Below are 26,662 nucleotides of genomic sequence, written 5' to 3' on the forward strand. Positions count from 1 at the left end.
TCCCCCCCCCCCACCCCCCCCCCCCCCCCCCCCCCCCCCCCCCCCCCCCCCCCCCCCCCCCCCCCCAGGCTGCTCCCGGCACCTCCGGGGTACGGGTCAGGCGTTGCGCTGGCCGGGGAAGACCCCGGCCCTGCTGTCGCCGCTCACCGGCTGGCCAGGCCGTCCGGCCACCGGGCGCGCCTGCGGCACACCGGGCGACAGCTGATCGGTCCGCCCGCCCTCGCGCGCGGGGCCCTGCACCTGCCCCTGCGCGGGGGCGCGGCGCGCGCCGTAGCGGCGGTGCACCGCCTGTTTGGTCACCCCGAGCGCCGAGCCCACGGCGTCCCAGGAGAACCCGAGCGAACGGTCGAAGTCCACCGCGGCCGTGACCAGGGCCTCCACGCTGTCGCGGAGTTCCTGCGCGAGCCGGACCGTCGGGGCCGGCGCGCGGCCGTAGACGACGAACCCGGCGGACGGGCCGGTGCGGCGGGGACGGTAGACATTGCCCAGCTGTGCGGTGAGCGTACGCAGCGCGTCAACCTGTCGGCGCACCCGCTCGATGTCCCGCACCAGCAGGTGCAGACTGGCCCGTGCCTGAGCGTCGGGGGTGGCGTTGTCGGCCATGAACAAGCCTCTCGAACCGGTGTCTAGGGGAAGGAACGGGCCTGACCGGGCCCGTCTCGGTCAATCTCCTTTGACCAACGCGCCATGCGTGCAGGAGTCACGCAAAGGGCGCGCTTCGTCAACCCCGTGAGGTCCGCGCCGCGTGCGCGTCCCCCGCGCGGGCGGCCGGGAGGCGCGCCGGGGAACGGACATAGACTGGCCCGCCGGCCGTCAGCCGCCACCACCGGGAAAGCCCCCTGCCCGCAGGCCGTTTCCCCTGTACGAGAGGTCGCACATCCCGATGAGGCTCGTCTTCGCCGGTACCCCCGAGGTCGCCGTCCCCGCCCTGGACGCCCTGCTCGCGTCGGACCGTCACGAGGTCGCCGCCGTCATCACCCGTCCGGACGCACCGGCGGGCCGCGGCCGCCGCCTGGTCGCCAGCCCGGTCGCCGAACGCGCCGCCGAGGCCGGGATCGAGATCCTGCGCCCGGAGCGCCCCCGCGACCCCGGCTTCCAGGAGCGGCTGCGCGCCCTCGCGCCCGACTGCTGCCCGGTCGTCGCGTACGGCGCGCTGCTGCCCAAGCCGGCCCTCGGCATCCCCCGGCACGGCTGGGTCAACCTGCACTTCTCGCTGCTCCCCGCCTGGCGCGGCGCCGCCCCCGTGCAGCACGCCGTCATGGCCGGTGACGAGGTGACGGGCGCCAGCACGTTCCTCATCGAGGAGGGCCTCGACTCGGGCCCCGTCTTCGGCGTCCTCACCGAGGAGATCCGCCCCCAGGACACCAGCGGTGACCTGCTCACCCGCCTCGCGCTCGCGGGCGCGGGCCTGCTCGCCGCGACCATGGACGGCATCGAGGACGGCACCCTCCAGGCCGTGCCGCAGCCGACCGAGGGCGTCACGCTGGCACCCAAGCTGACGGTCGACGACGCCGCCGTGGACTGGTCGGCGCCCGCCCTCGCGGTCCACCGCCGGGTGCGCGCCTGCACGCCCGCGCCCGGCGCGTGGACGACGTTCCGCGGCGAACGGCTCAAGCTGCGGCAGGTGACCCCCGCCCCCGACCGGGCGGGCGGAGCGCCCGGCGAGATCGAGGCGGGCAAGCAGCACGTCCACGCCGGCACCGGCTCGCACGCCGTCGAGCTGGAGTGGGTGCAGCCGCAGGGCAAGAAGCCGATGCGCGCCGCCGACTGGGCGCGCGGCGTCCGCGTCGAGCCGGGCGAACGCCTGGGCGGCTGACCCGCACGGCCCCCGCCGCCGTAGGCTTGACCATCCGAGCGGGACCAGCCCGCGCACCCACCGGAGTGACCCCTCACGTGAGCAGCCGGCAAAGCCGCCAGCCCAGGCCCTACCGCCGCCCCCGCCGCGACCCGGTCCGCGTCCTCGCCTTCGACGCCCTGCGCGCCGTCGCCGAACGCGGCGCCTACGCCAACCTGGTGCTCCCGCCGCTGCTCGCGCGGGCGAAGGAGGAGGCGCCTGGCGACGGCGGCTTCGACGCGCGGGACGCCGCCCTCGCCACCGAGCTGGTCTACGGCACGCTGCGCCGCCAGGGCACGTACGACGCGATCCTCGCCGCCTGCGTGGACCGGCCGCTGCGCGACGTCGACCCGCCCGTGCTCGACGTGCTGTCCCTGGGCGCCCACCAGCTGCTCGGCACCCGCATCCCGTCCCACGCCGCCGTCAGCGCCACCGTCGAACTGGCCCGCTGTGTGGTGGGCGACGGGCGCGCCAAGTTCGTCAACGCGGTGCTGCGCCGCGTCGCCGCGCACGACCTCGACGCCTGGCTCGACCGCGTCGCGCCGCCGTACGACGACGACCCCGAGGCCCACCTCGCGCTCGTCCACGCCCACCCGCGCTGGGTCGTCTCCGCCCTGTGGGACGCGCTCGGCGGTGGCCGGGAGGAGATCGAGGCGCTGCTCGCGGCCGACAACGAACGGCCACTCGTCACCCTGGCGGCCCGCCCCGGCCGCAGCACCGTGGACGAGCTGCTGAAGGAGCCGAGCGCCGAACCCGGCAGCTGGTCCCCGTACGCCGTGCGGCTCGCGGACGGCGGGGAGCCGGGCGCGCTGCCCGCCGTGCACGAGGGGCGGGCCGGGGTGCAGGACGAGGGCAGCCAGCTCGTCGCCCTCGCGCTCGCCGACGCGCCGCTGACCGGCCCCGACACCCGCTGGCTCGACGGCTGCGCCGGCCCCGGCGGCAAGGCCGCGCTGCTCGCCGCGCTGGCGGCCGAACGGGGCGCCGCCCTGGTCGCCGCGGAGCGGCAGCCGCACCGCGCCCGCCTCGTCGCGCGCGCCCTGGCGGGCAACCCGGGGCCCTACCAGGTCGTCACGGCCGACAGCACCCGTCCCGCGTGGCGGCCCGGCTCGTTCGACCGCGTCCTCGTGGACGTCCCGTGCACCGGCCTCGGGGCCCTGCGGCGGCGCCCCGAGTCCCGCTGGCGGCGGCGCCCGGAGGACCTGGACGGACTCGTCGCCGTCCAGCGGCGCCTGCTGCGCGAGGCCCTGGCCGCCGTCAGGCCGGGCGGCGTCGTCGGCTACGCGACGTGCTCGCCGCATCTGGCCGAGACCCGGTTCGTCGTGTCCGACGTGCTGGACGAGCCCGGCGGTACGGCGGCCGAACGCATCGACGCCCGGCCGCTGCTGCCAGGCGTCCCCGGCCTCGGCGAGGGCCCGGACATCCAGCTGTGGCCCCACCGGCACGGAACCGACGCGATGCACCTGACCCTGCTGCGCCGCACCGCGTGATCACCCGGCGCCGGAAGCCCACGCACTGCGGGGATACTTGGCCCATGGCACAGATCAACCCCAGCTTGCTGTCCGCCGACTTCGCCAGGCTCGCCGACGAGGCCGAGGCCGTCCGGGGCGCCGACTGGCTCCACGTCGACGTCATGGACAACCACTTCGTCCCCAACCTCACGCTCGGCGTCCCGGTCGTCGAGGCCCTGGCCAAGGCCACCGACATCCCGCTGGACTGCCACCTGATGATCGAGGAGCCCGACCGCTGGGCGCCGGCGTTCGTGGAGGCGGGCGCCGGGTCCGTCACCTTCCACGCCGAGGCCGCCGCGGCGCCGGTGCGGCTCGCCAGGGAGATCCGCGCCAAGGGCGCGCGCGCCTCGCTGGCACTGCGGCCCGCCACCCCGATCGAGCCCTACGAGGACCTGCTGCCCGAGCTGGACATGGTGCTGATCATGACGGTCGAGCCGGGGTTCGGCGGGCAGGCGTTCCTCGACATCATGCTGCCGAAGATCCGCCGCACCCGGCAGCTCATCGAGCGCCACGGACTGCCGCTGTGGCTCCAGGTGGACGGCGGCGTCTCGGCCACGACCATCGAGCGCTGCGCCGAGGCGGGCGCGGACGTCTTCGTCGCCGGGTCGGCCGTCTACGGCGCCGACGACCCGGCCGCCGCCGTCGGCGCGCTGCGGCGCCAGGCCGAGGAGGCGGCGGTCCGGGCCACCGGGGGGTGACCGGCGGACGTCGATCCGGCTGCGCGCCGCCCCCGCCGCGCCCGGTACGGACCAGGCGCCCCGCGGATCTGCGATGCCCCTCGAATCTGCGAGGATGGGGACGCGGTGTGTGAGCGGGGACACGGGAGCGGAGGACAGTGAGGTGAGTGCGGTGCCGACCGGGAGGTCAGCCCCACGGATGGGGCCCGCCGAACTGATGCAGGCGGCGGCCATGGCACGCCGCTTCTATCTGGAGGGCAAGTCCAAGATCCAGATCGCCGACGAGTTCGGCGTGAGCCGGTTCAAGGTGGCGCGGGTCCTCGAATCGGCCGTGGAGCACGACCTGGTCCGCATCGAGATCCGGGTCCCCGCCGAGCTGGACGCGGAGCGCTCCGACGCCCTGCGCGCCCGTTACGGCCTGCGGCACGTCGTCGTCGCCGAGTCCCAGGCGGACACCGCCGACGACACCCCGGACCCCGAGCACCTCGGGGAGGTGGCGGCGGAGTTGCTCGGCGAACTGGTCAGTGAGGGCGACGTCCTCGGCCTCGCCTGGGGCCGCTCCACCATCCACATGGCGCAGGCGCTGCGCTCGCTGCCGCCCTGCACGGTCGTGCAGCTGACCGGCGTGTACGACGCGGGCACCGCCGAGCGCGGCTCCGTCGAGGCGGTGCGCCGCGCGGCGGCGGTGTCCGGCGGCGAGGCGCACCCGATCTACGCGCCGATGCTGCTGCCCGACACGACCACGGCGGCGGCGCTGCGGCGGCAGACCGGGATCGCGTCGGCGTTCGAGTACTTCGACAAGGTCACCATCGCGGCCGTGTCCATCGGCTCCTGGGAGCCGGGCGTCTCCACGGTCCTCGACATGCTGGGCGACGCCGAGCGGCGGCACTACGCGTCGCTCGGCATCGCCGCGGAGATGTCCGCGCACCTCTTCGCGGCGGACGGCCGCCGCATCGGCCGGGACCTCGGCGAGCGGTGCATCACCGTCGAGGCGGAGCGCCTGCGGCGGATACCCGAGGTCGTCGCGATCGCCGGCGGGCGGCGCAAGGCGGACGCGATCGGCGCCGTGCTGCGTTCCGGCTTGGTGACCAGCCTGGTCACCGACGTCACGGCCGCCGACCGGCTGCTGGCCCAGCCGCCCGGCCGCCGCCCGGCGCTGGAACGCGTGGACCCCGACGCGGCCTAGGTGTGCTGTCCCGTGAGGTCGGGGACGCGGCCGGCGGGTGGTTGGCCGCCGATGCCGGTGTGGGTCGGTGGTAGCTGTACCGATCCGGCCAGTCGGGAAACGCTGTCTGCCGTTCGTCGTCTGAGGTGTAAGGCCGCTGGTGGGCCCATTCTTCGAGCAGGGTGCGGTGGAAGCGTTCGGCCTTGCCGTTGGTCCGGGGCCGCCAGGGCCTGGTCCAGCGGGGGCTGATGTCCAGGTCGTGGCTGGTCTGGTGCCAGGTGTTCTTGGTGGAGGCCCAGGCGGATGCGTCACAGCGCCGCGGTTCGCACTCTGCTCCGTCCGGGCGATGTGACGGCACAGCAACTGCTGCCCGGACCGAAGGGGCCGTGGCCGGGCGCCGCCGTGCCGTGTCGTGCCAAACGCCGGATCAGCTCGTGAGCCGTTCGGCGGCGGGACGGCGGTCACCGCGGCGGTCGGAGACCGCCTGCCCCGCTCCGTCGTGCAACTGCCTCGCCGGTTCCGCCGTGGACTCCGGTCGCCGCGCACAGCCCGCGCCGGTCGGTCCCCGGCAGGCGAGAGCGCCGGACCGGGGCGGTTCGGCGCGTTCCCGTGCGTCCCGGACCGGGCCCGGCCCGGCGGCCCCTGAGATGGCCGTGGCCGTGGACAGGCCGCAGACCCGCGGCAGGTGTCGCCGGCGTCCGCGCCCCGGCCGCGCGCTCCACGGCCGTGCGCACCGCGGCGACGGCGTCTCAGCCGGCGCGCGCGGGCACCGTCCGGTGCTCTGCGAGGACCGGCTCGATGATCTCCTCCGCCACCCGGTGCGCGGCGGACGCCGGGAGGGGCAGTGTCAGGCTCAGCACGATGTGGCCGAACCCGGCGTCCACCAACTCCCGCACGGTCGCGCGCGTCCGCTCGGGGTCGGCCCAGAACACATGGGTCTGGACCGAGCGCACGATGTCCTCCGGCGGCCTGCCGATGTCCGCGCAGTGCCGGTCGAGCACGGCCGCGCGCTTCCGGAGGAACGCGACGTCGTTGTGCGGCGGGCCCGGCGCGTTCCACACGTCGGCGTGCTCGGCGGCCACGCGGAGGGTACGGGTGCCCGTGCCGCCGACGAGCAGCGGCAGGTGCCGGGCGGGGCGCGGCTCGCAGTGGCCACCGGCGAGCCGGTAGTACGCGCCGTCGAAGTCCACCCGCTCCTCGGTCCACAGGCGCCGCAGGATCGCGCACGACTCGGCGAGCCTGGCGACGCCCTCGGCCGGGCCCACCGGCGTGATGCCGTACGCCGCGTACTCGTCCACCGCCGCGTTCTTCGCCGGGACGCCGCCGCTGCCGCCGGCCGCCCGCCTGGTCGCCCCGACGCCGAGGCCGACGGTCAGCCGCCCGCCCGCGATCACGTCGACGGTCGCGGCCATCTTGGCGAGCAGCGCGGGCGGCCTGACACGGTTGCCCGAGACGAGGAGACCGAGGCCGAGCCGCTCGGTGCGCGCGGCGAGCGCGGACAGCAGCGTCCAGCCCTCCAGCACCGGGCCGTCCGCCGGGCCGAACATCGGCACCAGGTGGTCCCAGAGCCAGGCGTGCTCGATGGACGGCACACGGTCGGCCTCGCGCCACACGCGCACGATGTCCTCGTACCCGATGTGCGCCGGGGTGGTCTTGATGCCGAAGCTGAGCCGGCGGGGGTGTGCCTGTGTACCGCTCATGTCGCTGCGCCTTTCCGTCCCCTGGTGCGCCGGCCGCCGTTCCACCGGCCGCCGATGCCTACCCGGCGCGTCCACGGGCCAGACTCACCCGAACGGGCGATGACGACCGGTGCCCCTTCCGCCCGGCCGGTCCCGAATCGGCCATATCAACCGTTCGTCCGTCTGTACGGTCATCGGTGATAATGGCGTAGGAGCCGCAGCTCCCCACCCGCCAGAACGAACCAGCAGCAGGTGAGAGAGCGAGCATGAAGTTCCTGAACGACTCCGTACCCCCGTACGACCTGACCTACGACGACGTGTTCATGGTCCCGCGCCGCTCCGCGGTCGGCTCCCGCCTCGCCGTGGACCTCGCCACCCCGGACGGCACCGGCACCACCATCCCGCTCGTCGTCGCGAACATGACGGCCGTCGCGGGCCGCCGGATGGCCGAGACCGTCGCCAGGCGCGGCGGACTGGCCGTGATCCCGCAGGACATCCCGCTCGACGTGGTCACCGAGGTCATCGGCTGGATCAAGCGGCGCCACCTCGTCCTCGACACCCCCATCACCCTCGCGCCGACGCAGACGGTCGGCGACGCGCTCGCCCTGCTGCCCAAGCGGGCGCACGGCGCGGGCGTCGTCGTCTCCGCCGAGCGGCCGGTGGGCATCGTCACCGAGTCGGACCTGACCGGCGTCGACCGCTTCACGCAGCTCGGCGAGGTCATGTCGAAGGACCTCCTCGTCATCGACGCGGCGCTCGACCCGCGCGAGGCGTTCGGCATCCTGGACGCCGCGCACCGCAAGATCGCCCCCGCGGTCGGCCCCGACGGCCGCCTCGTCGGCATCCTCAGCCGCAAGGGCGCCCTGCGCGCCACGCTCTACACACCCGCCACCGACGCGGGCGGTCGGCTGCGCGTCGCCGCCGCCGTCGGGATCAACGGGGACGTCGCCGGGCGTGCCGAGGCGCTGCTCGCGGCCGGGGTGGACACCCTGGTCGTGGACACGGCGCACGGCCACCAGGAGTCGATGCTCGCCACGCTGCGCGCCGTCCGCGCCCTCGACCCGGCGGTCCCGGTCGTCGCGGGCAACGTCGTGTCGGCCGAGGGCACGCGCGACCTGATCGAGGCGGGCGCCGACATCGTCAAGGTCGGCGTGGGCCCCGGCGCCATGTGCACGACGCGCATGATGACCGGCGTCGGCCGCCCGCAGTTCTCGGCGGTGCTTGAGTGCGCCACGGAGGCGCGGCGGCACGGCAAGCACGTCTGGGCCGACGGCGGTGTGCGGCACCCGCGCGACGTGGCCATGGCCCTCGCGGCCGGCGCGTCCAACGTGATGATCGGCTCCTGGCTCGCCGGGACCCACGAGTCGCCCGGCGACCTCCAGCAGGCGGCGGACGGGCGGCTGTACAAGGAGAGCTTCGGCATGGCGTCGGCGCGCGCCGTGCGCAACCGCACCAGCGACGAGTCGGCGTACGACCGGGCGCGCAAGGGCCTGTTCGAGGAGGGCATCTCGACCTCCCGCATGTTCCTCGACCCCGCGCGGCCCGGCGTCGAGGACCTGATCGACTCGATCGTGGCGGGCGTCCGCTCCTCGTGCACCTACGCGGGGGCGGCGACGCTGGAGGAGTTCGCCGAGCGGGCCGTCATCGGCGTGCAGAGCGCGGCGGGCTTCGCTGAGGGCAAGCCGCTGCACGCCAGCTGGCAGTGACCCCTCGCGGGTGAACACCTGGGCCACGCCCGGTACTTCCGTGCCGCGCGTGGCCCGTGGTGTGCTGGAGCGCATGGACGGAAACCAGCGCCCCGGGTACGGCGGGACCGGCCCGGGTGCCATCACACCGGACGGCTGCGCCGTCGAGATGTACCTCCGCGTCGCGCCGGGCGACGAGCCCGAGGTGATCGCCTCCGCCGTGCCGCCCGGCGCGACGCTCCTCGAACTCGGCTGCGGCGTCGGCCGGATCACCCATCCGCTGGTGGAACGCGGCCTCACCGTCACGGCGGTGGACGAGTCACCTGAGATGCTCGCCCACGTGCGCGGCGCCAGGACCGTGCGCTCCGCCATCGAGACGCTCGACCTGGGCGATGAACGCTTCGGCGCCGTGGTCCTCGGCTCCTTCCTCGTCCACAACGGCGACCCCGCCGTGCGGCGCGGCATGCTGCGGACCTGCCGCCGGTACGTGGCGGAGACCGGCTGCGTGCTGATCCAGCGCGAGGGCGCGGACTGGCACCTGGACGTGCCGCGCGAACGCCGCACCGGCGACGGGCTCGTCCGGGTCGCCGCGGCGGACCCGGCGGGCCCCGCCCTGTCGTCGGTCCGGGTGGAGTACGAGTTCCCCGACGCGACGTGGACGCAGACCTTCCTGTCCTACCGCTGGACCGACGAAGGGCTCGAACGGGCGCTGGCCGAGGCGGGGTTGGCACTCGACCGGTATCTCACGCCCGACCGCACCTGGCTGCGGGCGCGCCCGGCCGCCTGAGCGCGGCACGGCCCGGCGAGGGGGGCGTACCCGGTCGCGATCGCAACGGCGGTCCTGCGTACGGCGGTTGCGCGGCGTACGGCACCGGTGTCGCGCGCCCGGAGTTCTACGCGAGTCCAACTGTTGTGCACGTCCAGGGGGTTGAGCATCGGGTTACCGCCCCGTAGCTTCGGAGGCCGGAAGCGCGGCCCGTTGCGGCGGGCCGTCCCGACTCCCGGAGGTCCCCCCATGCGCGTACGCCGCCGGCTCGTCACCGCTCTCACGACCGCACTCCTCTCCCTCGGGGCCGTAACCGCCTCGACCGGTCCCGCGACCGCCGCCCCCGCCGACAAGCCGCAGGTGCTGTCCGGCTTCACCCAGACCAGCGCGGCCAGCTACAACTCCTGGCTCTCCGCCAGGGGCAGCCAGTCGTCCTGGGCGTCCTACGCCTTCGACTGGAGCACCGACTACTGCTCCACCTCGCCGGACAATCCGTTCGGCTTCCCCTTTGAAGTGTCATGCGCACGGCATGATTTTGGTTACCGGAACTACAAGGCGCTCGGCACCTTCGCCGCCAACAAATCCCGGCTCGACAGCGCGTTCTACGCCGACCTCCAGCGGGTCTGCGGCCGCTACTCGGGAGCGACCGGCACCGCCTGCGACGGACTCGCCTGGACGTACTACCAGGCGGTCCGCGCCTTCGGCTGACGCGGTACGGGGGCCGGCGCGGGCGACCGCCGGCCCCCGTTGCCGTCAGCCCGCCACCCGGCGGCCGTCGTCCGCCGCGCTCCGGTCGGACGCGACCGGGGCCCCGCCGCGCGCCCCGGTGCCCAGGACGCCCGCCGCCAGCCCGAAAACCGCCACACCCGCCGTCACCACCGCGAACGAGGCGCGCAGCGAGGCCAGATCGCCGATCATCCCCATGAGCGTGGGCGCGATCAGCCCGGTCGTGTAGGTCACCGTCGCGACACCGGCGATGGCCTGGCTCGGGTTGGGCCCGCTGCGGCCGGCGGCGGCGAAGGCCAGCGGCACGACCACCGCGATCCCGATGCCGAGCAGCGCGAAACCGGCCGTGCCCTGCACCGGGTTCCCGGCGGTGACGATCAACAGCCCGCCGGTGACGGCCAGTGCGCCGCTGAAGCGCACCGTGCGCACGGGGCCCATCCGCCGTACCGCCGCGTCTCCGGCCAGCCGCGCCAGGGCCATCGTGCAGGCGAACGCGGTGAAGCTCGCCGCCGCGATCGTCTCCGAGGCGTCGGTGATGTCCCGCAGGTAGATGCCGGACCAGTCCATGCTGGCGCCCTCGGCGAGGATGGCGCACATCCCGACGGCCCCGATGAGCAGGGCGGAACGCGGCGGCAGGGCGAAGCGCGGCGGGGGCTCCTCGTCCGGCGCCGGGCGGGTGTCCAGCAGGCTCCGGCACGCCAGGGGCACGGCCGCCGTCAGCAGGAGTGCCGCGAGCGGCAGGTGGACGCGCGCGTCCAGACCGGCGTGCACGGCGCCGACGCCGACGGCGGAGCCGAGCAGGGCGCCGACGCTCCACAGGCCGTGCAGTCCCGACATGATCGACCGGCCGAAGCGCTGCTCGACCTCGACGCCCTGCGCGTTCATCGCCACGTCGGCCATGCCGGCGGTCGCGCCGAAGGCGAACAGGGCCAGGCAGAGCGCCGGCATGTTCGGCGCGAGCGCCGGGAGGGTGAGGGCGCAGGTCCACAGGGCGAGCAGCGCGCGGACCGCCGCCCGCGCGCCGAAGCGGTGCATGACCCTGCCGGCCAGCGGCATCGCGAGGGCGGCGCCGATGGCGGGGAAGGCCAGGGCGAGGCCGAGGGCGGCGGTGCTCAGGTCCAGCTGGTCCTTGAGCCAGGGGAGGCGGGTGGCGAAGCTGCCGCTGACGGAGCCGTGGAGGGTGAACACGACGCCGACGGCCAGCCGGGCGCGGCGTGTCCGGTCCCGGTCGGGCGCGGCGAGGGGCTGCGACATGAGGCGTTCGACTCTCTCGTGAGGGCGTGGAGCGACCGGTGCGCCGGCCGGAAGTAAACTATCAGGAAGCTTTCCTGATAGAAAACCCGTTCAAGTCTGCGAGGATCACCGCATGACCGCGCACACCGCGACGCCCAGAACGGCCCGCGCCATCAACGACCGCATCGCCCTCGACCTGTTGGCCGAGGAGGGCCCCCTGACGGCGGCCAGGCTGCGGGACCTGACGGGCCTGTCACGCCCCAGCGTCGCCGACCTCCTCGGCCGCCTCGGACGCGACGGCCTGGTCCGCGACGTCGGCGAGGCGGGGGAGGAGCGCCGCGGCCCCAAGGCGCGGCTCTACGGGCTGGCGGCGGAACGCGCGCACGTCGCGGCGTTCGACGTGCGCACCGACAGCGTCGCCTTCGCCCTCGCCGACCTCGCGGGGCACACCGTCGCCCGCCGCACCCTGCCCGTGCCCCCGGACGGCGACGACCCGGGCGCGTCCACGATCGGCACCGTCCTGGCCGCGCTGGCGGAGACCCTGGACGGCCTCGGCATCCCCGCCGTCCACACCGCCGTCCTCGGCGCCCCGGGACTCGCCGACCCGGCCACCGGCGCGCCGCGCCCGTTCACCTGTCTCCCCGGCTGGCACGCCGCGCTGCTGGCCGAACTCCGCGCCCAGCTCGACGGCCCCGTCCACCTGGAGAACGAGGTCAACCTCGCGGGCATCGCCGAACACCGCGTCGGCGTCGCCCGCGACCGCGAGACCTTCGCCCTCCTGTGGCTCGGGCACGGCCTCGGCGCCGCTCTCGTCCTGCGCGGCGCCTTGTGGCGCGGCGCATCGGGCGGCGCGGGCGAGGTCGGATTCCTCCCCGTCCCCGGTACCGGCGGGATGCCCTCCGCGACCGACTGCGAAGCGGGCTTCCACGCGCTCGCCGCCGCCCCCGCCGTCAGGCGGATCGCCCGCGCGCACGGCCTCGACGCGCCGGGCGACGAGGTGACGGCCGCCGAGACCGCCGTCCGCGAGGCCGCCGCCGCGCCCGGGGGAGGACCGGCGGGCGCGTTCCTCGACGAGCTGGCCGAACAGGTCGTCACCGGCATCACGGGCCTCGTCGCCGTCCTCGACCCGGGCTGCGTCGTCCTCGGCGGCGAGATCGGCCGCGCCGGGGGCCGGGCGCTCGCCGACCGGGTGTCCCTGCGCCTGCGCGCGCTCTCGCCGCTGGAGACGGAGATCCGCCCCGCGACCGTCAGCGGCAGCGCGGTGCTCGCCGGCGGCCTCGTGACGGCGCTCGACGCGGCGCGCGACGACCTGTTCGGCCCGGCCGTCACCCGCTGACCGGGCCCGGCACGCCCACTGCCGCGCCGCCGCCCGTACGGTCTGCTCCAGCGGCACGGCGCTCGTCATCGGTCCGACACCGCCGGGCACCGGCGTGATCAGCGACGCCCGGCGCGCCGCCGACTTTTCCGGTTGACCACGGCGGCCGCGCAGGAACCGCGGCTTCCCGACCGCCGCGACGAGCACGTCCGCCTCCCGCTCGCGCGAGGCCAGGTCCGCTCCCCGCGAGTGGCGGTACGCCACCGTCGCGTCCCTGCCGAGCAGCAGCATGCCGACCGGCCTGCCCGGGATCGGGCCGCGCCCGACCACCACCGCGTGCTTCCCGGCCGGTTCCACGTCGTACCCCTCCGGCAGCCGCATGATTCCGGCGGGCCCGCGCGAGGCGAAGCCGGGCAGGCCGAGGCCCGCGGTGGCGAACGGACGGGCCGTCACCCCGTCCGCGTCCTGCTCCGGCGCGATCGCCCCGAAGCCCGCCCGCTCGTCGATCCCCGCGCCCACCGGGTGCGGGAGCAGGATGCCGTGTACCGCCGGATCACGCGACAATTCATCGATGAGCGCGATCAGTTGATACGCCGTCACCGAGCGAGCAGCGCCGCGGGCGCGCCGCATCCGCACGTATGTCACCGACATGGGTCCTCGCCGACCAGCACGGTCGCCAGGCGGGGCGCGGTACCCGTCAGGCGCGCGATCCGGGCCGCTGCCGCCGCGCTCCCGGCCACGATGCGGCGGGCCGGTCCTGCGCCGTCCACGGGACGGGCGGTGGCGGGCGCGGAATCCGGCGTCATGGCGTACTCCCGGGCCCCGTCACGAGTCGCCCAGGCGCACGGCGGCCCGGCAGGCGGATGCCGGGCCGCCTCCCGGTGGCCCACGCGCGACCTCACGAGGTCGTCTGTGACGCGGACCACACGCCCGCATGGCCGCGTGCCGCGCGTGGCAGACTGGAGGCGTACCAGTGACGAACGCGCACTCCGGGGTCGGTGAAAGTCCGAACCGGCGGTTACAGTCCGCGACCCGGCCGCTGCCAGCGGCCGGTTGACCAGGTGAGATTCCTGGACCGACGGTTAAAGTCCGGATGGGAGGCAGTGCGCGGCGGAAGCAGGTGCGGTGTCCGCCGTGACGCCCCGGGTCCGCCCGGTGGCTCCCGCGTGGCCCCGCGTCCGTTCCGTCGGTCAAGGAAGCCCCGGAGTCGTGCCCTGAGAGGCAGGAGACCCGGTGGCCGCCCCAGCAGCGCAGCCCCCCGCGGGCCCGGAGGCCGAGGCGATGCGGCGCGCCGTCGCGCTCGCCGCGCGCGGCCTCGGTGCCACCAGCCCCAACCCCGTCGTCGGCTGCGTCGTGCTCGACGCGCACGGCGTCCCGGCCGGGGAGGGATGGCACCAGCGCGCCGGCGGCCCGCACGCCGAGGTCCACGCCCTCGCGGCGGCGGGCGGCCGCGCCCGCGGCGGCACGGCCGTCGTCACCCTCGAACCCTGCGCCCACACCGGGCGTACCGGCCCCTGCGCCCATGCCCTCGCCGCCGCCGGGATCGCCCGCGTCGTCTACGCCGTGGCCGACCCGAACCCGGTCGCGCGCGGCGGCGCCGCCCTCCTCGCCGAGGCCGGGATCGACGTGCGCGGCGGCCTGCTCGCCGACGAGGCGGAGGCCGTGAACGCCGCCTGGCTCACCGCCGTCCGCCTCGGCCGCCCCCACGTGCGCTGGAAGTACGCCGCCACGCTCGACGGCCGCGTCGCCGCCGCCGACGGCACCAGCCGCTGGATCACCTCCCCCGAGGCCCGCGCCGACGTGCACCGGCTGCGCGCCGAGGCCGACGCCGTGCTCGTCGGCTCGGGAACGGCCCGCGCCGACGACCCGCACCTCGCCGTCCGCGGCGTCCCCGGCGCCCGCCGGCCGCTGCGCGTCGTCACCGACACCGAGGCCCGCGCCGTCCCGCCGGGCGCCCGCGTCCTCGACGGCGCGGCCCCGACCCTGGTCGCGGTCGCCGACGACGTGCCACGGGACCGTACGGACCACCTCACCGCGCACGCCGAGGTCGTCCGCCTGCCGCGCGCCGCCCACGGCCCCGGCCTCGACGTCACCGCGCTCCTCGCCGCGCTGCACGAGCGCGACGTCCGCGCGGTCCTGCTGGAGGGCGGCCCCACGCTCGCCGGGGCGTTCGCCGCCGCCGGGGCCGTCGACGCCGTCACCGCCTACCTCGCCCCCGCGCTGCTCGGCGCGGGGCCCACCGCCCTGAACGGCGCGGGAATCACGACGATCACCGAGGCGTTGCGCCTGCGCGTGACCGACGTCGCCCGCGTCGGCCCCGACCTGCGGGTCACCGCCGCCCCGCTCGCCGCCGCCGCTCCCACCCGCCACGAGCCCGCCAAGGAGAACTGACTTGTTCACCGGCATCGTCGAAGAACTGGGCGAGGTCATCGCCCTCGAACACATCGGGGACTCGGCCAGGCTGCGGCTGCGCGGCAGCGTCGTCACCCAGGGCAGCGGCCACGGCGACTCGATCGCCGTCAACGGCGTCTGCCTCACCGTCGTCGAGCCGGGCGAGCACGCGTTCACGGCCGACGTGATGGCCGAGACACTCCGCCGCTCCACGCTCGGCGGCCTCGCGCCCGGCGACCCCGTCAACCTCGAACGCCCCGTCGCCCTCGGCGGCCGGCTCGGCGGCCACCTGGTGCAGGGCCACGTGGACGGCGTCGCGACCCTCCTCGACCGCACACCGGGCGACCAGTGGGACAGCGTCACCGTCTCGCTCCCCGCGCACCTCGCCCGCTACGTCGTGGACAAGGGCTCCATCACGGTGGACGGCGTCAGCCTCACCGTGGTCGAGGCGGGCACCGACCGCTTCACCCTCGGCCTCATCCCCACCACCCTGGCGCTGACCACCCTCGGCCGCAGGCAGCCGGGCGACGCGGTGAACCTTGAGGTGGACGTCCTCGCCAAGTACGTCGAACGCCTCCTGGCCCACGGCGCGCAGGCGCCCGCCCACCCGTACGACGCGGCCGTGCCCGAGGGGAACGTGCGGTGAGCTTCGTCGACTCCCTCAACTCCACGGCGTTCGAGGCGTTCGGCCAGCACGTCATCTGGTCCGACATGACCGGCAACCTGGCCGGCCTCGCCGCCCTCGCCCTCGGCTGGCGCCGCTCCGTCCTCACCTGGCCCGTGCAGCTGCTCTCCGGCGTCATCCTGGTCGCCGCCTACACGTCGGCGAACCTCGGCGGCGGCGTCGGCAAGCAGCTCGTCGTCATCACCGTCGCCCTGTGGGGCTGGCGGCAGTGGCGCGCCGGACGCCGGGACACGGGCGACGGCGCGATCACCGTACGCTTCGCCACCTGGCGCGAGCGCGCGCTGCTCCTCGCCGGGGCCGCGGGCGGTACGGCGCTGGTCGGCGGCCTGTTCACCGCCTACCCCGACCTGTCGTGGAACCCGTGGCCCGACGCGTACATCTTCGTCGGCACGCTGGTCGCGATGGTCGCGCAGGCGCGCGGCCTGGTGGAGTTCTGGTTCGCCTGGCTGCTGGTCGACCTCGTCGGCGTCCCGCTGAACTTCCACAGCGGGCTCGCGTTCTCCGGCCTCGTCTACATCGTCTACTTCGTCCTCGTCCTGTGGGGCATGCGCGACTGGTGGCGGCGCTCCCGTACCGCCGCACAGCCCGTGCACGCACCGCTGGAGGGAGCCCCCGCATGACCACCGCAGCCCCGCACCCCGCCGCACCCGGCGACCCGGCCGAGGCCCCCCTCGACCCGGTGGAGCGCGCCGTCGCCGACATCGCCGCCGGACGCCCCGTCGTCGTCGTGGACCGCGCCGACCGGGAGAACGAGGGCGACCTCGTCGTCGCCGCCGAGCGGATCACGCCCGAGACCGTCGCGTTCATGATGTCCGAGTGCCGCGGCCTGATCTGCGTGCCCATGGAACCGGACGACCTCGACCGCCTCGACCTGCCGCAGATGGTCGACAAGAACACCGAGTCGATGGCCACCGCCTTCACCGTCTCCGTCGACGCGACCGCCGCCCACGGCGTCACCACCGGCATCTCCGCCGCCGACCGCGCCGCCACCATCCGCCTCCTCGCCGACCCCGCCGCCGACCCGGGCGACTTCGCCAGGCCGGGACACGTCTTCCCGCTGCGCGCCCGCACCGGCGGCGTCCTCGTCCGCCCGGGACACACCGAGGCCGGCGTCGATCTCGCGCGCCTCGCGGGGCTGCGCCCGGCCGCCGCCGTCGTGGAGATCGCGGGCGAGGACGGCACGATGCTCCGGCTGCCCGCCCTCCGCGCGTTCGCCCGCAGGCACGGCCTCGCCCTCATCTCCATCGAGGACCTCATCGCCCACCGGCGCGCCCTCGCCGACGGTGCCGAGGCCACGCCCGCCGTCCGGCGCGAGGCCGAGACGTCCCTGCCGACCGAGCACGGCCCGTTCCGCGCGTACGGCTACCGCGCCGCCGCCGACGGCGCCGAGCACCTCGCCCTCGTCGCGGGCGACATCGGCGACGGCGAGAACGTCCTCGTCCGCGTCCACTCCGAATGCCTCACCGGCGACGTCCTCGGCTCCCAGCGCTGCGACTGCGGCCCGCAGCTGCGCGCCGCCATGGAACGGGTCCAGGCCGAGGGCCGCGGCGTCGTCCTCTACCTGCGCGGCCACGAGGGGCGCGGCATCGGCCTGCTCTCCAAGCTGCGCGCCTACGAACTCCAGGAACGCGGCCGCGACACCCTCGACGCCAACCTCGACCTCGGCCTGCCCGCCGACGCCAGGGACTACGCCGCCGGTGCCCGCATCCTCGCCGACCTCGGCGTCCGCTCCCTCCGCCTGCTGACCAACAACCCCGACAAGGCCACCGCCCTCACCCGCCACGGCCTGCGCGTCACGGGCCGCGAGCCCGTGCCCGTCACCCCCGGCGAGCACAACCTGCGCTACCTGCGTACCAAGCGCGACCGCATGGGCCACGACCTCCCCTGGCTCGACCAGGCACCCGCCCCCGCATGCGCCTGCGCCAACCAGTGACCCCACCCACCCCATCCACCTCACCCAGCCCCACCCAGCCCCGAGGAGAAGCCGTGAGCGGCAAGGGAGCCCCCCAGATCACCCCCGACACGACCGGCGCGGCGTCCCTGCGCGTCGGCATCGTCGCCGCCCAGTGGCACGAGACCGTCATGGACGGCCTGCTCGCCGGAGCGCGCCGCGCCCTGGACGAGATCGGCGTCGCCGAGACCACCGTCCTGCGCGTGCCCGGCAGCTTCGAACTGCCCGTCGCCGCCGAGGCGCTGGCCCGCGGCGGGTACGACGCCGTGGTCGCGCTCGGCGTCGTCATCCGCGGCGGCACCCCGCACTTCGACTACGTCTGCCAGGGCGTCACCGAGGGCCTGACCCGCGTCAGCGTCGAGCACGCCGTCCCGGTCGGCTTCGGCGTCCTCACCTGCGACACCGAGGAGCAGGCGCTCGCCCGCGCCGGACTGCCGGGCTCCGCCGAGGACAAGGGCCACGAGGCCGCCACCGCCGCCGTCGCGACCGCCGCGCTGCTGCGCGAGCTGCCCCGACCCGCGCGCGTCGCGGCCGCCGGCAGGCCGTAGGGTTGGACCCACCATGGCCAACAAGACTTTCGACGAGCTGTACGCCGAGCTGCGGCACAAGGCCGCCACCGCGGACCCCAGGACCTCCCGGACGGCCGAACTGGTGGCCGCCGGGGTCCATACGATCGGCAAGAAGGTCGTCGAGGAGGCGGCGGAGGTGTGGATGGCCGCCGAGCACGAGAGCGCCGACCGCACCGCCGAGGAGATCTCCCAGCTCCTCTACCACCTCCAGGTCATGATGGTCGCCCGGGGCATCTCCCCGGCCGACGTATACGCTCACCTCTGAGCCGTCCGGCACCCCTCAGCACCGTTCTCGCCACGCGAAGGAAGAAGCCCGTCCATGCTGCGCATCGCCGTTCCCAACAAGGGGTCTCTCTCCGAGCCTGCGGCGGCCATGCTCCATGAGGCGGGCTACCGGCAGCGCAAGGACCGCAGGGAACTGGTCCTCATCGACCAGGAGAACCAGGTCGAGTTCTTCTACCTGCGGCCACGCGACATCGCGATCTACGTCGGCTCAGGCCGCCTCGACATCGGCATCACCGGGCGCGACCTGCTGCTCGACTCCCGCGCCGACGCCGAGGAGATCATGCAGCTCGGCTTCGCCGCCTCCACGCTGCGGTACGCGACCCGGCCGGGCGGTGTGACCGACGTCCGCGAGTTCGGCGGCCTGTCGATCGCCACCTCGTTCGCCGGGGTCGTCGCGGGCCACCTCGCCGAGCACCAGGTGGACGCGTCCGTCGTCCACCTCGACGGCGCCGTCGAGACGGCCATCCAGCTCGGCGTCGCCGAGGTCATCGCCGACGTGGTGGAGACCGGCACGACCCTGCGCAACGCGGGTCTTGAGATCATCGGCGCGCCCATCCTGGAGTCCGAGGCGGTCGTCATCCGCCGCGTCGGCGGGGAGTCGCAGGAGGTCAAGGTCCGCCAGTTCCTGCGCCGCCTCCAGGGCGTCCTCGTCGCGCGGCGCTACGTGATGATGGACTACGACATCCGCGCCGAGCTGGTCGACAAGGCCGTCTCCCTCACGCCCGGCCTGGAGTCCCCGACCGTCTCGCCGCTGCACGACCAGGGCTGGCTCGCCGTCCGCTCGATGGTCCCCGTGCAGGACGCCCAGCGCGTCATGGACGAGCTGTACGACCTCGGTGCCCGCGCCATCCTGACCACCGGCATCCACGCCGCCCGCCTGTGAACGCCCCGGCCGCCGCCGCACCGCTGCCCGTGACGTTCCGGCCGACCGTGACGCGGATCGTCCTGCTCGCCATCGGCTTCGGCGTCCTCGCCGTCATGACGCTGATCGCCTTCCTGCTGCCCGCCGAGGGCGCCGTCGTCTGGGGTACGGGGGACCGCGCCGCGTTCGTCGGCAGCGGGCTGCTCGTCCTCGGCGTGACGGCCCTCCTGGCCAGGCCGCGGGTCACCGCCGACCGCGACGGCGTCACCGTCGTCAACCTCACCACGACCCGGCGGCTCGCCTGGGCCCAGATCGTCCGCGTCACGCTGCGGCCGGGCGATCCCTGGGTGACGCTCGACCTCGCCGACGGCACGGTCCTCGCCGTCATGGCGATCCAGCCGGGCGTCTCGCGCGCACGCTCCATGGCACAGGCCCGCACCCTCCGCGCCCTCGCCGAGACCGGCGGCACGTCCTCCCGGGACTGACGGCAGCGACCGGCCGGGCGGCGGGAGTTCACCGGGACGGGCGGCACGTACTCCCGCCGCCGGTCCGACCGCTGGCCGCATGTCCCGTCACGCCGGTCCCTCCCGCGCGCACGCTGCGGACTTCCGCCGAGGCGGGCGGTACGTGCCTCCGGGACTGACGGCGCCGCCGCTGCCGGTCCGGGCTGGTCGCCCCACCGGGCCGGCGGCGCGGGACTGCTCCCTGCCGCGCACCCGGCCCGGCCGGGCTGAGCGGCGCGCATCGTCTCCGGGCGGGTGGTACTGCCGTCCGTCCCGCGCGCGTGCTCCGTGGAGCAGGCCCCCTGCACGGCGCGCTCCCGCCGAGGCAGGCGGTACGTGCCTCCGCGGTCGACGGTGCCGCCGCCGGTCCCGGCCCACGGGCGGGGGACGCCGCCCGTTCCCGTCACGCCGGGCCGAGCGGCGGGAGTTCGCCTTCGGGTGGGCGGGTGGTCCTGCCGCGCGCCGGCAGCACCTCGCCGTACGCCTGCATCAGGTCGGGCAGCCGCAGCGTGGACAGCTCCTGGCGCGTGGGCGCCCCGCCCGACTCGGACAGCCGCATGTCGCGGAACGCGCAGGACGTCTCGTACAGCGTGCGGAGGAAACGGCCGTTCCCCAGCTCGTCGATCCACCCCTCGGCCACCACGTGCCCGGCGATGCTGCGCAGCTCCTCCAGCGCCTCCGCGTCCCACACATCGCCCTGCCCGGAGGCCAGCAGCTCCCCGATCGCGGTCAGCTCGGACGGCCGGTAGCTCGGGAACTCCACCCGCGTCGAGAAGCGCGAACCGAGCCCCGGGTTCGCCACCAGCAGCCGGTCCATCCCCTCCGGGTAGCCCGCCAGGATCACCACCAGGTGCTCCCGGCTGTCCTCGGCCCGCTTCAGCAGCACCTGGAGCGCCTCGTCGCCGTACGCGTCGCCCTTGCTGTAGCCCGAGTGCGCCAGGCTGTACGCCTCGTCGATGAACAGGACGCCGCCGAGCGCCGAGTCGATCAGCCGGTTGGCCTTCACCGCCGTCTGGCCGAGGAACTCCCCGACGAGGTCCGCCCGTTGCGCCTCCACCAGCCGGTCGGACGCCAGCAGCCCCAGCGCGTGGAACACCCGGCCGAGCAGGCGCGCCACGGTCGTCTTGCCCGTGCCGGACGGGCCGGAGAACACGAAGTGCCGCTTCGGCGGCTGCACCGGCAGGCCCTGGCCCGAGCGCAGCCGCGCCATCCGCAGCTGTGCGGACAGCGCGCGTACCTGCTCCTTCACCGGATCGAGGCCCACCATACGGTCCAGCTCGTCCAGTGTCCGCGCCAGCAGCGCCGGGTCGGCGGCGGGGGACGGTCCCGCCGCCGGGACGGTCCCGCCGTGGCCGCCGTTCGCGGCCGTCCGTGACCGCTCCGCGCCCGCCGGAGTGCCCGGCGACGGCATGCGGACGGCGCCGCCGGGCGCGGGCACCTGGGCCGCGTCCGGGTCCTCCGCCGTCAGCGCGGCCAGCCGCAGCGCGGTGTCCATGAACTCGGGGTCGGCGTGGTGCACCGCCCGGTAGAGCGGTATCGCCGACGCGGTGCGCCCGGTGCCCTCGCGGGCGCGGCCGAGCCAGTAGCGCAGCTCCTTGCGCTGCGGCAGCTCGCTGCGGCAGCGCGTCAGCGCGGTGGCCAGCAGCGGCTCCGCCTGGTCGTACATCTCCAGGCGCACGCGGGCCATGCCGGCGAACAGCCCAGCCTCCACGCCGAGTTGCGGGTCCTCCGTGAGCGAGGCCGTGTAGCGGTACAGCCCCTCCCAGTCCTTCGACAGGTAGCACCGGCAGGCGTGCAGGAAGCGGGCGTACGGGTCCGACCCGGGCGGCGGGCAGTCGGTGAGCGCCTGGTCCAGCTCCGCCATCCGCCGCCCGTCGAGCAGCTGCGACGCGTGGGCGAGCAGCAGGTCGCGCTCGGTCTCCAGCACGGGCTGCACCCACCAGCCGAGCCAGTACCAGGACGTCAGGGGGCGCCCGTGCCGCCGCCGCTGCTCGCCGAACCGCGCGCGGTGCCGGTGCATCTGCCGCAGCGCCACCGGCACGTCGGTGCGCAGCGCGTGCAGCCCCAGCCAGGCGTCGGCCATGCCGGGGTCCTCCCGCACGGCCGCGCGGAACTCCTCCTCCGCCTCCGGGTAGGCCCCGGCCGCGTACGCGTCCACTCCCCGCAGCCACGCGAGGTCGGCCGCGTGGCGGGGAACGCGATCGTGAGTGTCACGTGCGCCGTGTGTGCCAGAAATCATGACGACCCCCACAACGGGTAACCACGCCTGCCCCTGGGGCCTTTCCTACCCATCCCGACCGGCTCGCGACTCCTTCGGCGGCCATCCCTCACCGGTGCGCGCGGGAGTGATCAGCATATCGGCGTGCGGACATGACGGGTCGTCGGCGAAGTGGCGCAGTTCGGCCGCCTCCCACGCGCGCCAGAAATCCGCGAGCCCGGGACCGTCCCTGCGGCGGCCCCTGGCCCATGCCGTCGCCGCCGGGACGTCCATCCACACCAGCAGCGACAGGTACGGCCGCACCGCCCGCCGCCCCGCGCCGACCCCTTCCAGGAGCACGACGGGCGCGGCGGAGCACGTCAGGTCGCGCGTGAACCCGCCGCGCTCCCAGTCGTACCCCCGGTAGCGCGCGGTCCCGCCGCGCTCCAGCGGGCCGAGCACGTCGCGGGCGAGGGTCTCCGCCCAGCCGAAGAACGACGCGTGGCTCGCCAGGTCGTCCAGGTGCACGACGGGCGCCCCGTCCAGGGCCGCCGACAGGCGCCGCGCGAGGGTGCTCTTGCCCGACCCCGCGTGCCCGTCGATCCCCACCAGCCGCACCCGGCCCAGCCGGGGTGGCGCCGCCCGTGTCCGCGCGAGGACATCCGCGAGCGGTCCCGCGGGCGGGGGAGGGGCGGCGTCGGACATCGCGGTCAGCGTAGCGGCGCCACTGGTAGACACCAATATTCTTTCCGCGCGTTCGTGGGGAATTACTGGCCGTCACGGGCCGGAACGGCGATAGTGGGGTTCGCCCGCCGCGCCGGCCCACCCCGTCCGGCGCATCCCCGCATGTCCGGAGACGACCGGGAGACCGCCTCGTGACCACGCCGCCACGCCGCACCGTACTCGCCGCCGCCGTAGCCGCCGCCGTCGGTTCGTCCGTATCCCTCGGCGGGGACGCCGGGGCCGCACCGCAGGGCCGCGGCGGAGGCCGGGGCCACCACGGCACCGACCCGGACTCGACCATCGCCTACCACGGCTGGGTGACCGCCGCCGACTGGCGCGCCGGCACCGCGCGGGGCGTCTCCGTCGTCACCACCGGCCGTACCGGTGTCGTCCTGACCCGCCCGCGCGGCACGCTGGACTACACCGACCCGCACACCGGCACCACCGCCTCCTGGCAGTACGCCACCTGGCTCTCCCCGGTCCGCAGGCCCGCCGTCCCCGCGACCGAGCTGATCGCCTCCTGGAACGCCCACACCCCCGCCGGGACCTTCCTGCGCGTCGAGGTGCAGGCCGGCTACTCGGACGGCACGCGGACGCCCTGGTGGACCCTCGGCGTCTGGGCGGCCGGGGACGAGGACATCCGCCGGACCTCGGTGGACGGCCAGGAGGACGGCAAGGCGACCGTCTGGACCGACACCCTCGCCGTGGACGACGCCGCGAGCGGCCTGCGGTTCACCTCGTACCGGCTGCGGCTCACCCTCCACCGCGCCCCCGGTTCCGGCGCGGCGCCGACGGTCTGGCGGCTGGGCGCGATGACGTCCGCCGTGCCTGACCGCTTCGAGGTCCCCGCGACGGCGCCCGGCCCGGCCGCCGGTACGGAGTTGACCGTCCCGGACTACTCGCAGAACATCCACGTCGGCCAGTACCCCGAGTACGACAACGGCGGCGAGGCGTGGTGCAGCCCCACCTCGTCGCAGATGATCATCGAGTCTTTCGGCAAGCACCCGACGCCCGAGCAACTCGCCTGGGTCAACCCGGACTTCGCCGACCCCCAGGTCTGCCACGCGGCCCGCTACACCTACGACCACCAGTACGGCGGCTGCGGCAACTGGCCCTTCAACGCCGCCTACGCCGCCACGTACGACGGCCTCCAGGGCGTCGTCACCCGCATCGCCTCGCTGGCCGACGCCGAGCGGCTCGTCGCGGCGGGCATCCCGTTGACAACGTCCCAGTCGTTCTTCGAGGCCGAGCTCGACGGCGCCGGCTACGGCACCTCCGGGCACCTGATGACGGTCGTCGGCTTCACCGCGGACGGCGACGTCATCGCCAACGACCCCGCCAGCGACAGCAACGCGGAGGTCCGCCGCGTCTATCCCCGGCGGCAGTTCGAGAACATCTGGCTGCGGACCAAGCGGTACGACGCGAACGGCGCCGTCCGCAGCGGCACCGGCGGCGTCTGCTACCTCTACTTCCCGGTCAGGCCCTCGTCCGCGCAGCGCGCCGCGCTCGCCGCCGCCGGGGTCCGGTGACCGTGGCCGCCTCCGGCCGACGGCCCTTACGGGCACTTCCGGCCTCCCTCTGCGCGGCGGCCCTGGCACTCCTGCCCGCCGGGGCCGCCGCCACCGCGCCCGCCGCCCTCACACCGGGCGGGGGCGTCACCGCGCACACGCTCGCGGAGGGTACCGCACCGCACGGCCTCGACATCCGTGCCGAAGGCCCCACCGACGTGACCGTCCGCGTGATCGTCATCGAACCGGGCGGCTCCACCGGCTGGCACTACCACGACGGCCCGCTCCTCGGCGTCGTCGTCTCGGGGACCCTGACCCGCACCCTCGACGACTGCTCGGTCGAGGTCTCCACGGCAGGTGACACGCTTGTGGAGACCCCCGGCGACGGGCACGTCCACATCGGGCGAAACCTGGGGAACGAGCCGGTCGTTCTCCATGCGACCTACGTGGTGCCCGAGGGCAGTCCCCGCTCGGTCGACGCCGACGCGCCCGCCTGCGCCCGCTGACGCCGTACCGCTGCCCCAGGCCGCCCCCATCCCGCCGCTGCGCACAGCGCCGTGCCCGACGAGTGGAGGACCCGACCATGCCCGCAGAAGCTGCCGCCGGACCCGTGAGCCGCCGCCTGCCCTCCCAGGAGGCCCGGGACCTCCTCGGCCTCGTCCGCGACCTGGCGCGGCGCGAGATCGCGCCGCACGCCGCCCGCGAGGAAGCGGAAGGAACGTTCCCCCGCGCCGCGTTCCGCCTCCTCTCGGAGACCGGGCTCCTCGGCCTGCCCTACCCGCCGGAGGACGGCGGCGGGGGCCAGCCGTACGAGGTCTATCTCCAGGTGGTCGAGGAACTGGCCGCCGCCCGCCTCACCGTGGGCCTCGGCGTCAGCGTCCACACCCTCGCCTGCCACGCCCTCGCCGCGCACGGCAGCAAGGACCAGCGCGCCGAGCACCTGCGCGCCATGCTCGGCGGCGGCCTGCTCGGCGCCTACTGCCTCTCCGAGCCCGCCTCCGGCTCCGACGCCGCGTCCCTGCGCACCCGCGCCGAACGGGACGGCGACGCCTGGGTGCTGGGCGGCACCAAGGCGTGGATCACACACGGCGGCGTCGCCGACTTCTGCACCGTCTTCGCCAGGACGGGCGGCGACGGGCGGCACGGCATCACCGCGTTCCTCGTACCGGGCGACGCCCCCGGGCTCACCGCGAGCCGCCCCGAACGCAAGATGGGCATGAACGGGTCGCCCACCGCCCAGGTCCACCTCGACGGCGTGCGCGTCCCCGACGCGCGCCGCCTCGGCGCCGAGGGCCAGGGCTTCGCCCTCGCCCTTGAGGCCCTGGACGCGGGCAGGCTCGGCATCGCCGCCTGCGCCGTCGGGCTCGCCCAGGCGGCGCTCGACGAGGCGCTCGCCTTCACCGTGGGACGGCGGCAGTTCGGGCGGCGGGTGGCCGACTTCCAGGGCCTGCGCTTCACACTCGCCGACACGGCCACCCGGATCGAGGCCGGGCGCGCCCTGTACCTGGAGGCGGCGCGGCTGCGGGACGAGGGCCGCCCGTTCGGCAGGCAGGCGGCGATGGCCAAGCTGTTCTGCTCGGACACCGCCATGCAGGCCGCGACCGACGCCGTCCAGCTGATGGGCGGCTACGGCTACACCGCCGACTTCCCGGCGGAGCGGTATCTGCGCGAGGCCAAGGTGCTCCAGATCGTGGAGGGCACCAACCAGATCCAGCGCTCGGTCATCGCGCGCCACCTCGTCCCCCCGCCACCGCACGCGGCCGCGCCGGACGTGGCCGCTCAGGACGGGGGACGGGCGGCCGCCGCTACGCCGCCTGCCGCAGGGTGACCGCCGCGGACCGCGCCGCGTGGCGCACCGCGTGCGAGAAGGGCTGGAGCCGCCAGTGCAGGCTCTCCGGCAGCGCGGCCAGGGCCACCGGCTCCACGGCGAACGACGCGGCGGGCAGCGGCAGCACGCCGTCGTCCGCCGCCGCGCGGCCCGACCCCGGGCAGACCGTCAGCCCGAACGGGTCGAACAGCGACGGGCACACCGCGTGCTGCGGCACCGGGCCGCCGGGCTCCTCCAGCGCGACCGGGCGGGCGCAGCCGGGGCACAGGACACGAGGCAGGTCGTCGTCCGCCCCGGCCTCGTCGGAGAAGAGCTGCTCCTCGTCGTCCTCGGCGGGCACCGGATCGGGCCCGGGACGGTGGAGTGCCTTCACATTGCGCATGTAATCCCCCTCGGACGGCGCAGTGGCGTTGGCCACAGCAAGCACTTCCCGCCCCTTTCCGTCGATAATCGCGCAGTCGAACAGGACACCGGTACCGGTTTGTGGCGTTCATCACAGCGCGGCCCCCGGGACGGCCCGCCGCCGCGTACGCCCCGCGCCGCGCGGGACCGTTCCGCCGGGTAGGTTACGG

The 26,662-nt window shown here is 75.5% G+C and carries 24 protein-coding genes, 3 pseudogenes and 1 riboswitch; of the genes and pseudogenes, 19 read left to right on the forward strand and 8 right to left on the reverse strand.

The window, feature by feature from the left end; genetic code table 11:
* Positions 1-96: 96 nt before the first annotated feature.
* Entirely contained in the window at positions 97-603 is a 507-nt protein-coding gene (locus tag ACL02R_RS23845; RefSeq protein ID WP_412799021.1) for a hypothetical protein, read from the reverse strand.
* Between the two features lie 280 nt (positions 604-883).
* Here ACL02R_RS23845 and fmt point away from each other — a divergent pair, with 280 nt between their 5' ends.
* From fmt to ACL02R_RS23865, 4 genes are all read left to right on the forward strand, one after another.
* A complete protein-coding gene (fmt, locus tag ACL02R_RS23850; protein ID WP_412799022.1) occupies positions 884-1,816 on the forward strand; it encodes a methionyl-tRNA formyltransferase in 933 nt (310 codons plus the stop codon).
* 77 nt (positions 1,817-1,893) lie between these two features.
* A complete protein-coding gene (locus tag ACL02R_RS23855; protein ID WP_412799023.1) occupies positions 1,894-3,321 on the forward strand; it encodes an RsmB/NOP family class I SAM-dependent RNA methyltransferase in 1,428 nt (475 codons plus the stop codon).
* 44 nt (positions 3,322-3,365) lie between these two features.
* On the forward strand, positions 3,366-4,040 hold the full coding sequence (rpe, locus tag ACL02R_RS23860; protein ID WP_412799024.1) for a ribulose-phosphate 3-epimerase: 675 nt from the start codon (positions 3,366-3,368) through the stop codon (positions 4,038-4,040).
* A 178-nt stretch (positions 4,041-4,218) separates the two neighbouring features.
* Complete coding sequence (locus tag ACL02R_RS23865; protein ID WP_412799025.1) at positions 4,219-5,205, forward strand: sugar-binding transcriptional regulator; 987 nt, start codon at positions 4,219-4,221, stop codon at positions 5,203-5,205.
* Here the strand turns inward: ACL02R_RS23865 and ACL02R_RS23870 are convergent.
* Positions 5,202-5,437, reverse strand: a pseudogene (locus ACL02R_RS23870) (integrase core domain-containing protein); the annotation flags it as partial. The gene ACL02R_RS23865 and the pseudogene ACL02R_RS23870 overlap by 4 nt on opposite strands.
* Before the next feature lie 496 nt (positions 5,438-5,933).
* Positions 5,934-6,884 carry an LLM class flavin-dependent oxidoreductase gene (locus tag ACL02R_RS23875; RefSeq protein WP_412799026.1) on the reverse strand — a complete coding sequence of 317 codons (951 nt, stop codon included), beginning with the start codon at positions 6,882-6,884 and terminating at the stop codon, positions 5,934-5,936.
* Between the two features lie 245 nt (positions 6,885-7,129).
* On the opposite strand from ACL02R_RS23875, the gene ACL02R_RS23880 reads away from it, so the two are divergent.
* From ACL02R_RS23880 to ACL02R_RS23890, 3 genes are all read left to right on the forward strand, one after another.
* Positions 7,130-8,569: a GuaB1 family IMP dehydrogenase-related protein gene (locus tag ACL02R_RS23880; protein WP_412799027.1), complete on the forward strand. Its 1,440-nt coding sequence runs from the start codon at positions 7,130-7,132 to the stop codon at positions 8,567-8,569.
* Positions 8,570-8,642: 73 nt separating this feature from the next.
* A complete protein-coding gene (locus ACL02R_RS23885; protein ID WP_412799028.1) occupies positions 8,643-9,335 on the forward strand; it encodes a class I SAM-dependent methyltransferase in 693 nt (230 codons plus the stop codon).
* A 228-nt stretch (positions 9,336-9,563) separates the two neighbouring features.
* Positions 9,564-10,022 (forward strand): phospholipase, encoded by a 459-nt coding sequence (locus tag ACL02R_RS23890; protein WP_412799029.1) that lies wholly within the window; start codon positions 9,564-9,566, stop codon positions 10,020-10,022.
* A 45-nt stretch (positions 10,023-10,067) separates the two neighbouring features.
* On the opposite strand, the gene ACL02R_RS23895 is transcribed toward ACL02R_RS23890, so the two are convergent.
* Complete coding sequence (locus ACL02R_RS23895) at positions 10,068-11,294, reverse strand: MFS transporter (protein ID WP_412799030.1); 1,227 nt, start codon at positions 11,292-11,294, stop codon at positions 10,068-10,070.
* 112 nt (positions 11,295-11,406) lie between these two features.
* Between ACL02R_RS23895 and ACL02R_RS23900 the strand changes: the two genes are divergently transcribed.
* Positions 11,407-12,609 carry an ROK family transcriptional regulator gene (locus tag ACL02R_RS23900; protein WP_412799031.1) on the forward strand — a complete coding sequence of 401 codons (1,203 nt, stop codon included), beginning with the start codon at positions 11,407-11,409 and terminating at the stop codon, positions 12,607-12,609.
* Positions 12,610-12,618: 9 nt separating this feature from the next.
* Here the strand turns inward: ACL02R_RS23900 and ACL02R_RS23905 are convergent.
* Positions 12,619-13,394 (reverse strand): annotated as a pseudogene (locus tag ACL02R_RS23905) (tetrahydrofolate dehydrogenase/cyclohydrolase catalytic domain-containing protein); the annotation flags it as partial.
* Positions 13,395-13,568: 174 nt separating this feature from the next.
* A riboswitch (FMN riboswitch) is annotated at positions 13,569-13,699 on the forward strand.
* A 170-nt stretch (positions 13,700-13,869) separates the two neighbouring features.
* On the opposite strand from ACL02R_RS23905, the gene ribD reads away from it, so the two are divergent.
* From ribD to ACL02R_RS23945, 8 genes are read left to right on the forward strand one after another with little or no spacing between them, the layout of a single operon-like run.
* The gene (ribD, locus tag ACL02R_RS23910) at positions 13,870-14,979 is read left to right on the forward strand and encodes a bifunctional diaminohydroxyphosphoribosylaminopyrimidine deaminase/5-amino-6-(5-phosphoribosylamino)uracil reductase RibD (protein WP_412799065.1); all 1,110 of its coding nucleotides are present in this window, start codon (positions 13,870-13,872) and stop codon (positions 14,977-14,979) included.
* A 1-nt stretch (position 14,980) separates the two neighbouring features.
* Positions 14,981-15,625: a riboflavin synthase gene (locus tag ACL02R_RS23915; protein ID WP_412799032.1), complete on the forward strand. Its 645-nt coding sequence runs from the start codon at positions 14,981-14,983 to the stop codon at positions 15,623-15,625.
* Complete coding sequence (locus tag ACL02R_RS23920) at positions 15,622-16,284, forward strand: nicotinamide mononucleotide transporter family protein (RefSeq protein ID WP_412799033.1); 663 nt, start codon at positions 15,622-15,624, stop codon at positions 16,282-16,284. The genes ACL02R_RS23915 and ACL02R_RS23920 overlap by 4 nt, the downstream gene beginning before the upstream one ends.
* Positions 16,281-17,597: a bifunctional 3,4-dihydroxy-2-butanone-4-phosphate synthase/GTP cyclohydrolase II gene (locus ACL02R_RS23925; protein WP_412799034.1), complete on the forward strand. Its 1,317-nt coding sequence runs from the start codon at positions 16,281-16,283 to the stop codon at positions 17,595-17,597. Before ACL02R_RS23920 ends, ACL02R_RS23925 begins: the two co-directional genes overlap by 4 nt.
* A 53-nt stretch (positions 17,598-17,650) precedes the next feature.
* On the forward strand, positions 17,651-18,163 hold the full coding sequence (ribH, locus tag ACL02R_RS23930; protein ID WP_412799035.1) for a 6,7-dimethyl-8-ribityllumazine synthase: 513 nt from the start codon (positions 17,651-17,653) through the stop codon (positions 18,161-18,163).
* A gap of 13 nt (positions 18,164-18,176) precedes the next feature.
* Positions 18,177-18,449, forward strand: coding sequence for a phosphoribosyl-ATP diphosphatase (locus ACL02R_RS23935; RefSeq protein ID WP_412799036.1), 273 nt, complete (start codon positions 18,177-18,179; stop codon positions 18,447-18,449).
* 54 nt (positions 18,450-18,503) lie between these two features.
* Positions 18,504-19,352: an ATP phosphoribosyltransferase gene (hisG, locus tag ACL02R_RS23940; protein ID WP_412799037.1), complete on the forward strand. Its 849-nt coding sequence runs from the start codon at positions 18,504-18,506 to the stop codon at positions 19,350-19,352.
* Positions 19,349-19,816, forward strand: a complete 468-nt coding sequence (locus ACL02R_RS23945) for a PH domain-containing protein (protein ID WP_412799038.1) — start codon at positions 19,349-19,351, stop codon at positions 19,814-19,816. The genes hisG and ACL02R_RS23945 overlap by 4 nt, the downstream gene beginning before the upstream one ends.
* 421 nt (positions 19,817-20,237) lie before the next feature.
* Here ACL02R_RS23945 and ACL02R_RS23950 read toward each other — a convergent pair whose 3' ends face one another.
* Entirely contained in the window at positions 20,238-22,085 is a 1,848-nt protein-coding gene (locus ACL02R_RS23950; protein ID WP_412799039.1) for an AAA family ATPase, read from the reverse strand.
* Between the two features lie 33 nt (positions 22,086-22,118).
* Positions 22,119-22,736: a uridine kinase gene (locus tag ACL02R_RS23955; RefSeq protein WP_412799040.1), complete on the reverse strand. Its 618-nt coding sequence runs from the start codon at positions 22,734-22,736 to the stop codon at positions 22,119-22,121.
* A gap of 170 nt (positions 22,737-22,906) precedes the next feature.
* On the opposite strand from ACL02R_RS23955, the gene ACL02R_RS23960 reads away from it, so the two are divergent.
* From ACL02R_RS23960 to ACL02R_RS23970, 3 genes and pseudogenes are all read left to right on the forward strand, one after another.
* A complete protein-coding gene (locus ACL02R_RS23960; protein ID WP_412799041.1) occupies positions 22,907-24,283 on the forward strand; it encodes a peptidase C39 family protein in 1,377 nt (458 codons plus the stop codon).
* Between the two features lie 2 nt (positions 24,284-24,285).
* Complete coding sequence (locus ACL02R_RS23965) at positions 24,286-24,768, forward strand: cupin domain-containing protein (RefSeq protein ID WP_412799042.1); 483 nt, start codon at positions 24,286-24,288, stop codon at positions 24,766-24,768.
* Between the two features lie 77 nt (positions 24,769-24,845).
* Positions 24,846-26,009, forward strand: a pseudogene (locus ACL02R_RS23970) (acyl-CoA dehydrogenase family protein); the annotation flags it as partial.
* 58 nt (positions 26,010-26,067) lie between these two features.
* Here the strand turns inward: ACL02R_RS23970 and ACL02R_RS23975 are convergent.
* On the reverse strand, positions 26,068-26,472 hold the full coding sequence (locus ACL02R_RS23975; protein WP_412799043.1) for a hypothetical protein: 405 nt from the start codon (positions 26,470-26,472) through the stop codon (positions 26,068-26,070).
* Positions 26,473-26,662 lie beyond the last annotated feature (190 nt).

It is taken from the genome of Streptomyces sp. MS19, from assembly GCF_047200595.1.
Classification (GTDB): domain Bacteria; phylum Actinomycetota; class Actinomycetes; order Streptomycetales; family Streptomycetaceae; genus Streptomyces.

Excerpts from the sequence above, each read along its gene's own strand:
- ACL02R_RS23845 (WP_412799021.1), bottom strand. The coding sequence starts at position 603 with ATGGCCGACAACGCCACCCCCGACGCTCAGGCACGGGCCAGTCTGCAC.
- fmt (WP_412799022.1), top strand. The coding sequence starts at position 884 with ATGAGGCTCGTCTTCGCCGGTACCCCCGAGGTCGCCGTCCCCGCCCTG.
- rpe (WP_412799024.1), top strand. The coding sequence starts at position 3,366 with ATGGCACAGATCAACCCCAGCTTGCTGTCCGCCGACTTCGCCAGGCTC.
- ACL02R_RS23865 (WP_412799025.1), top strand. The coding sequence starts at position 4,219 with ATGGGGCCCGCCGAACTGATGCAGGCGGCGGCCATGGCACGCCGCTTC.
- ACL02R_RS23875 (WP_412799026.1), bottom strand. The coding sequence starts at position 6,884 with ATGAGCGGTACACAGGCACACCCCCGCCGGCTCAGCTTCGGCATCAAG.
- ACL02R_RS23880 (WP_412799027.1), top strand. The coding sequence starts at position 7,130 with ATGAAGTTCCTGAACGACTCCGTACCCCCGTACGACCTGACCTACGAC.
- ACL02R_RS23885 (WP_412799028.1), top strand. The coding sequence starts at position 8,643 with ATGGACGGAAACCAGCGCCCCGGGTACGGCGGGACCGGCCCGGGTGCC.
- ACL02R_RS23890 (WP_412799029.1), top strand. The coding sequence starts at position 9,564 with ATGCGCGTACGCCGCCGGCTCGTCACCGCTCTCACGACCGCACTCCTC.
- ACL02R_RS23895 (WP_412799030.1), bottom strand. The coding sequence starts at position 11,294 with ATGTCGCAGCCCCTCGCCGCGCCCGACCGGGACCGGACACGCCGCGCC.
- ACL02R_RS23900 (WP_412799031.1), top strand. The coding sequence starts at position 11,407 with ATGACCGCGCACACCGCGACGCCCAGAACGGCCCGCGCCATCAACGAC.
- ribD (WP_412799065.1), top strand. The coding sequence starts at position 13,870 with ATGCGGCGCGCCGTCGCGCTCGCCGCGCGCGGCCTCGGTGCCACCAGC.
- ACL02R_RS23925 (WP_412799034.1), top strand. The coding sequence starts at position 16,281 with ATGACCACCGCAGCCCCGCACCCCGCCGCACCCGGCGACCCGGCCGAG.
- ACL02R_RS23935 (WP_412799036.1), top strand. The coding sequence starts at position 18,177 with ATGGCCAACAAGACTTTCGACGAGCTGTACGCCGAGCTGCGGCACAAG.
- hisG (WP_412799037.1), top strand. The coding sequence starts at position 18,504 with ATGCTGCGCATCGCCGTTCCCAACAAGGGGTCTCTCTCCGAGCCTGCG.
- ACL02R_RS23955 (WP_412799040.1), bottom strand. The coding sequence starts at position 22,736 with ATGTCCGACGCCGCCCCTCCCCCGCCCGCGGGACCGCTCGCGGATGTC.
- ACL02R_RS23975 (WP_412799043.1), bottom strand. The coding sequence starts at position 26,472 with ATGCGCAATGTGAAGGCACTCCACCGTCCCGGGCCCGATCCGGTGCCC.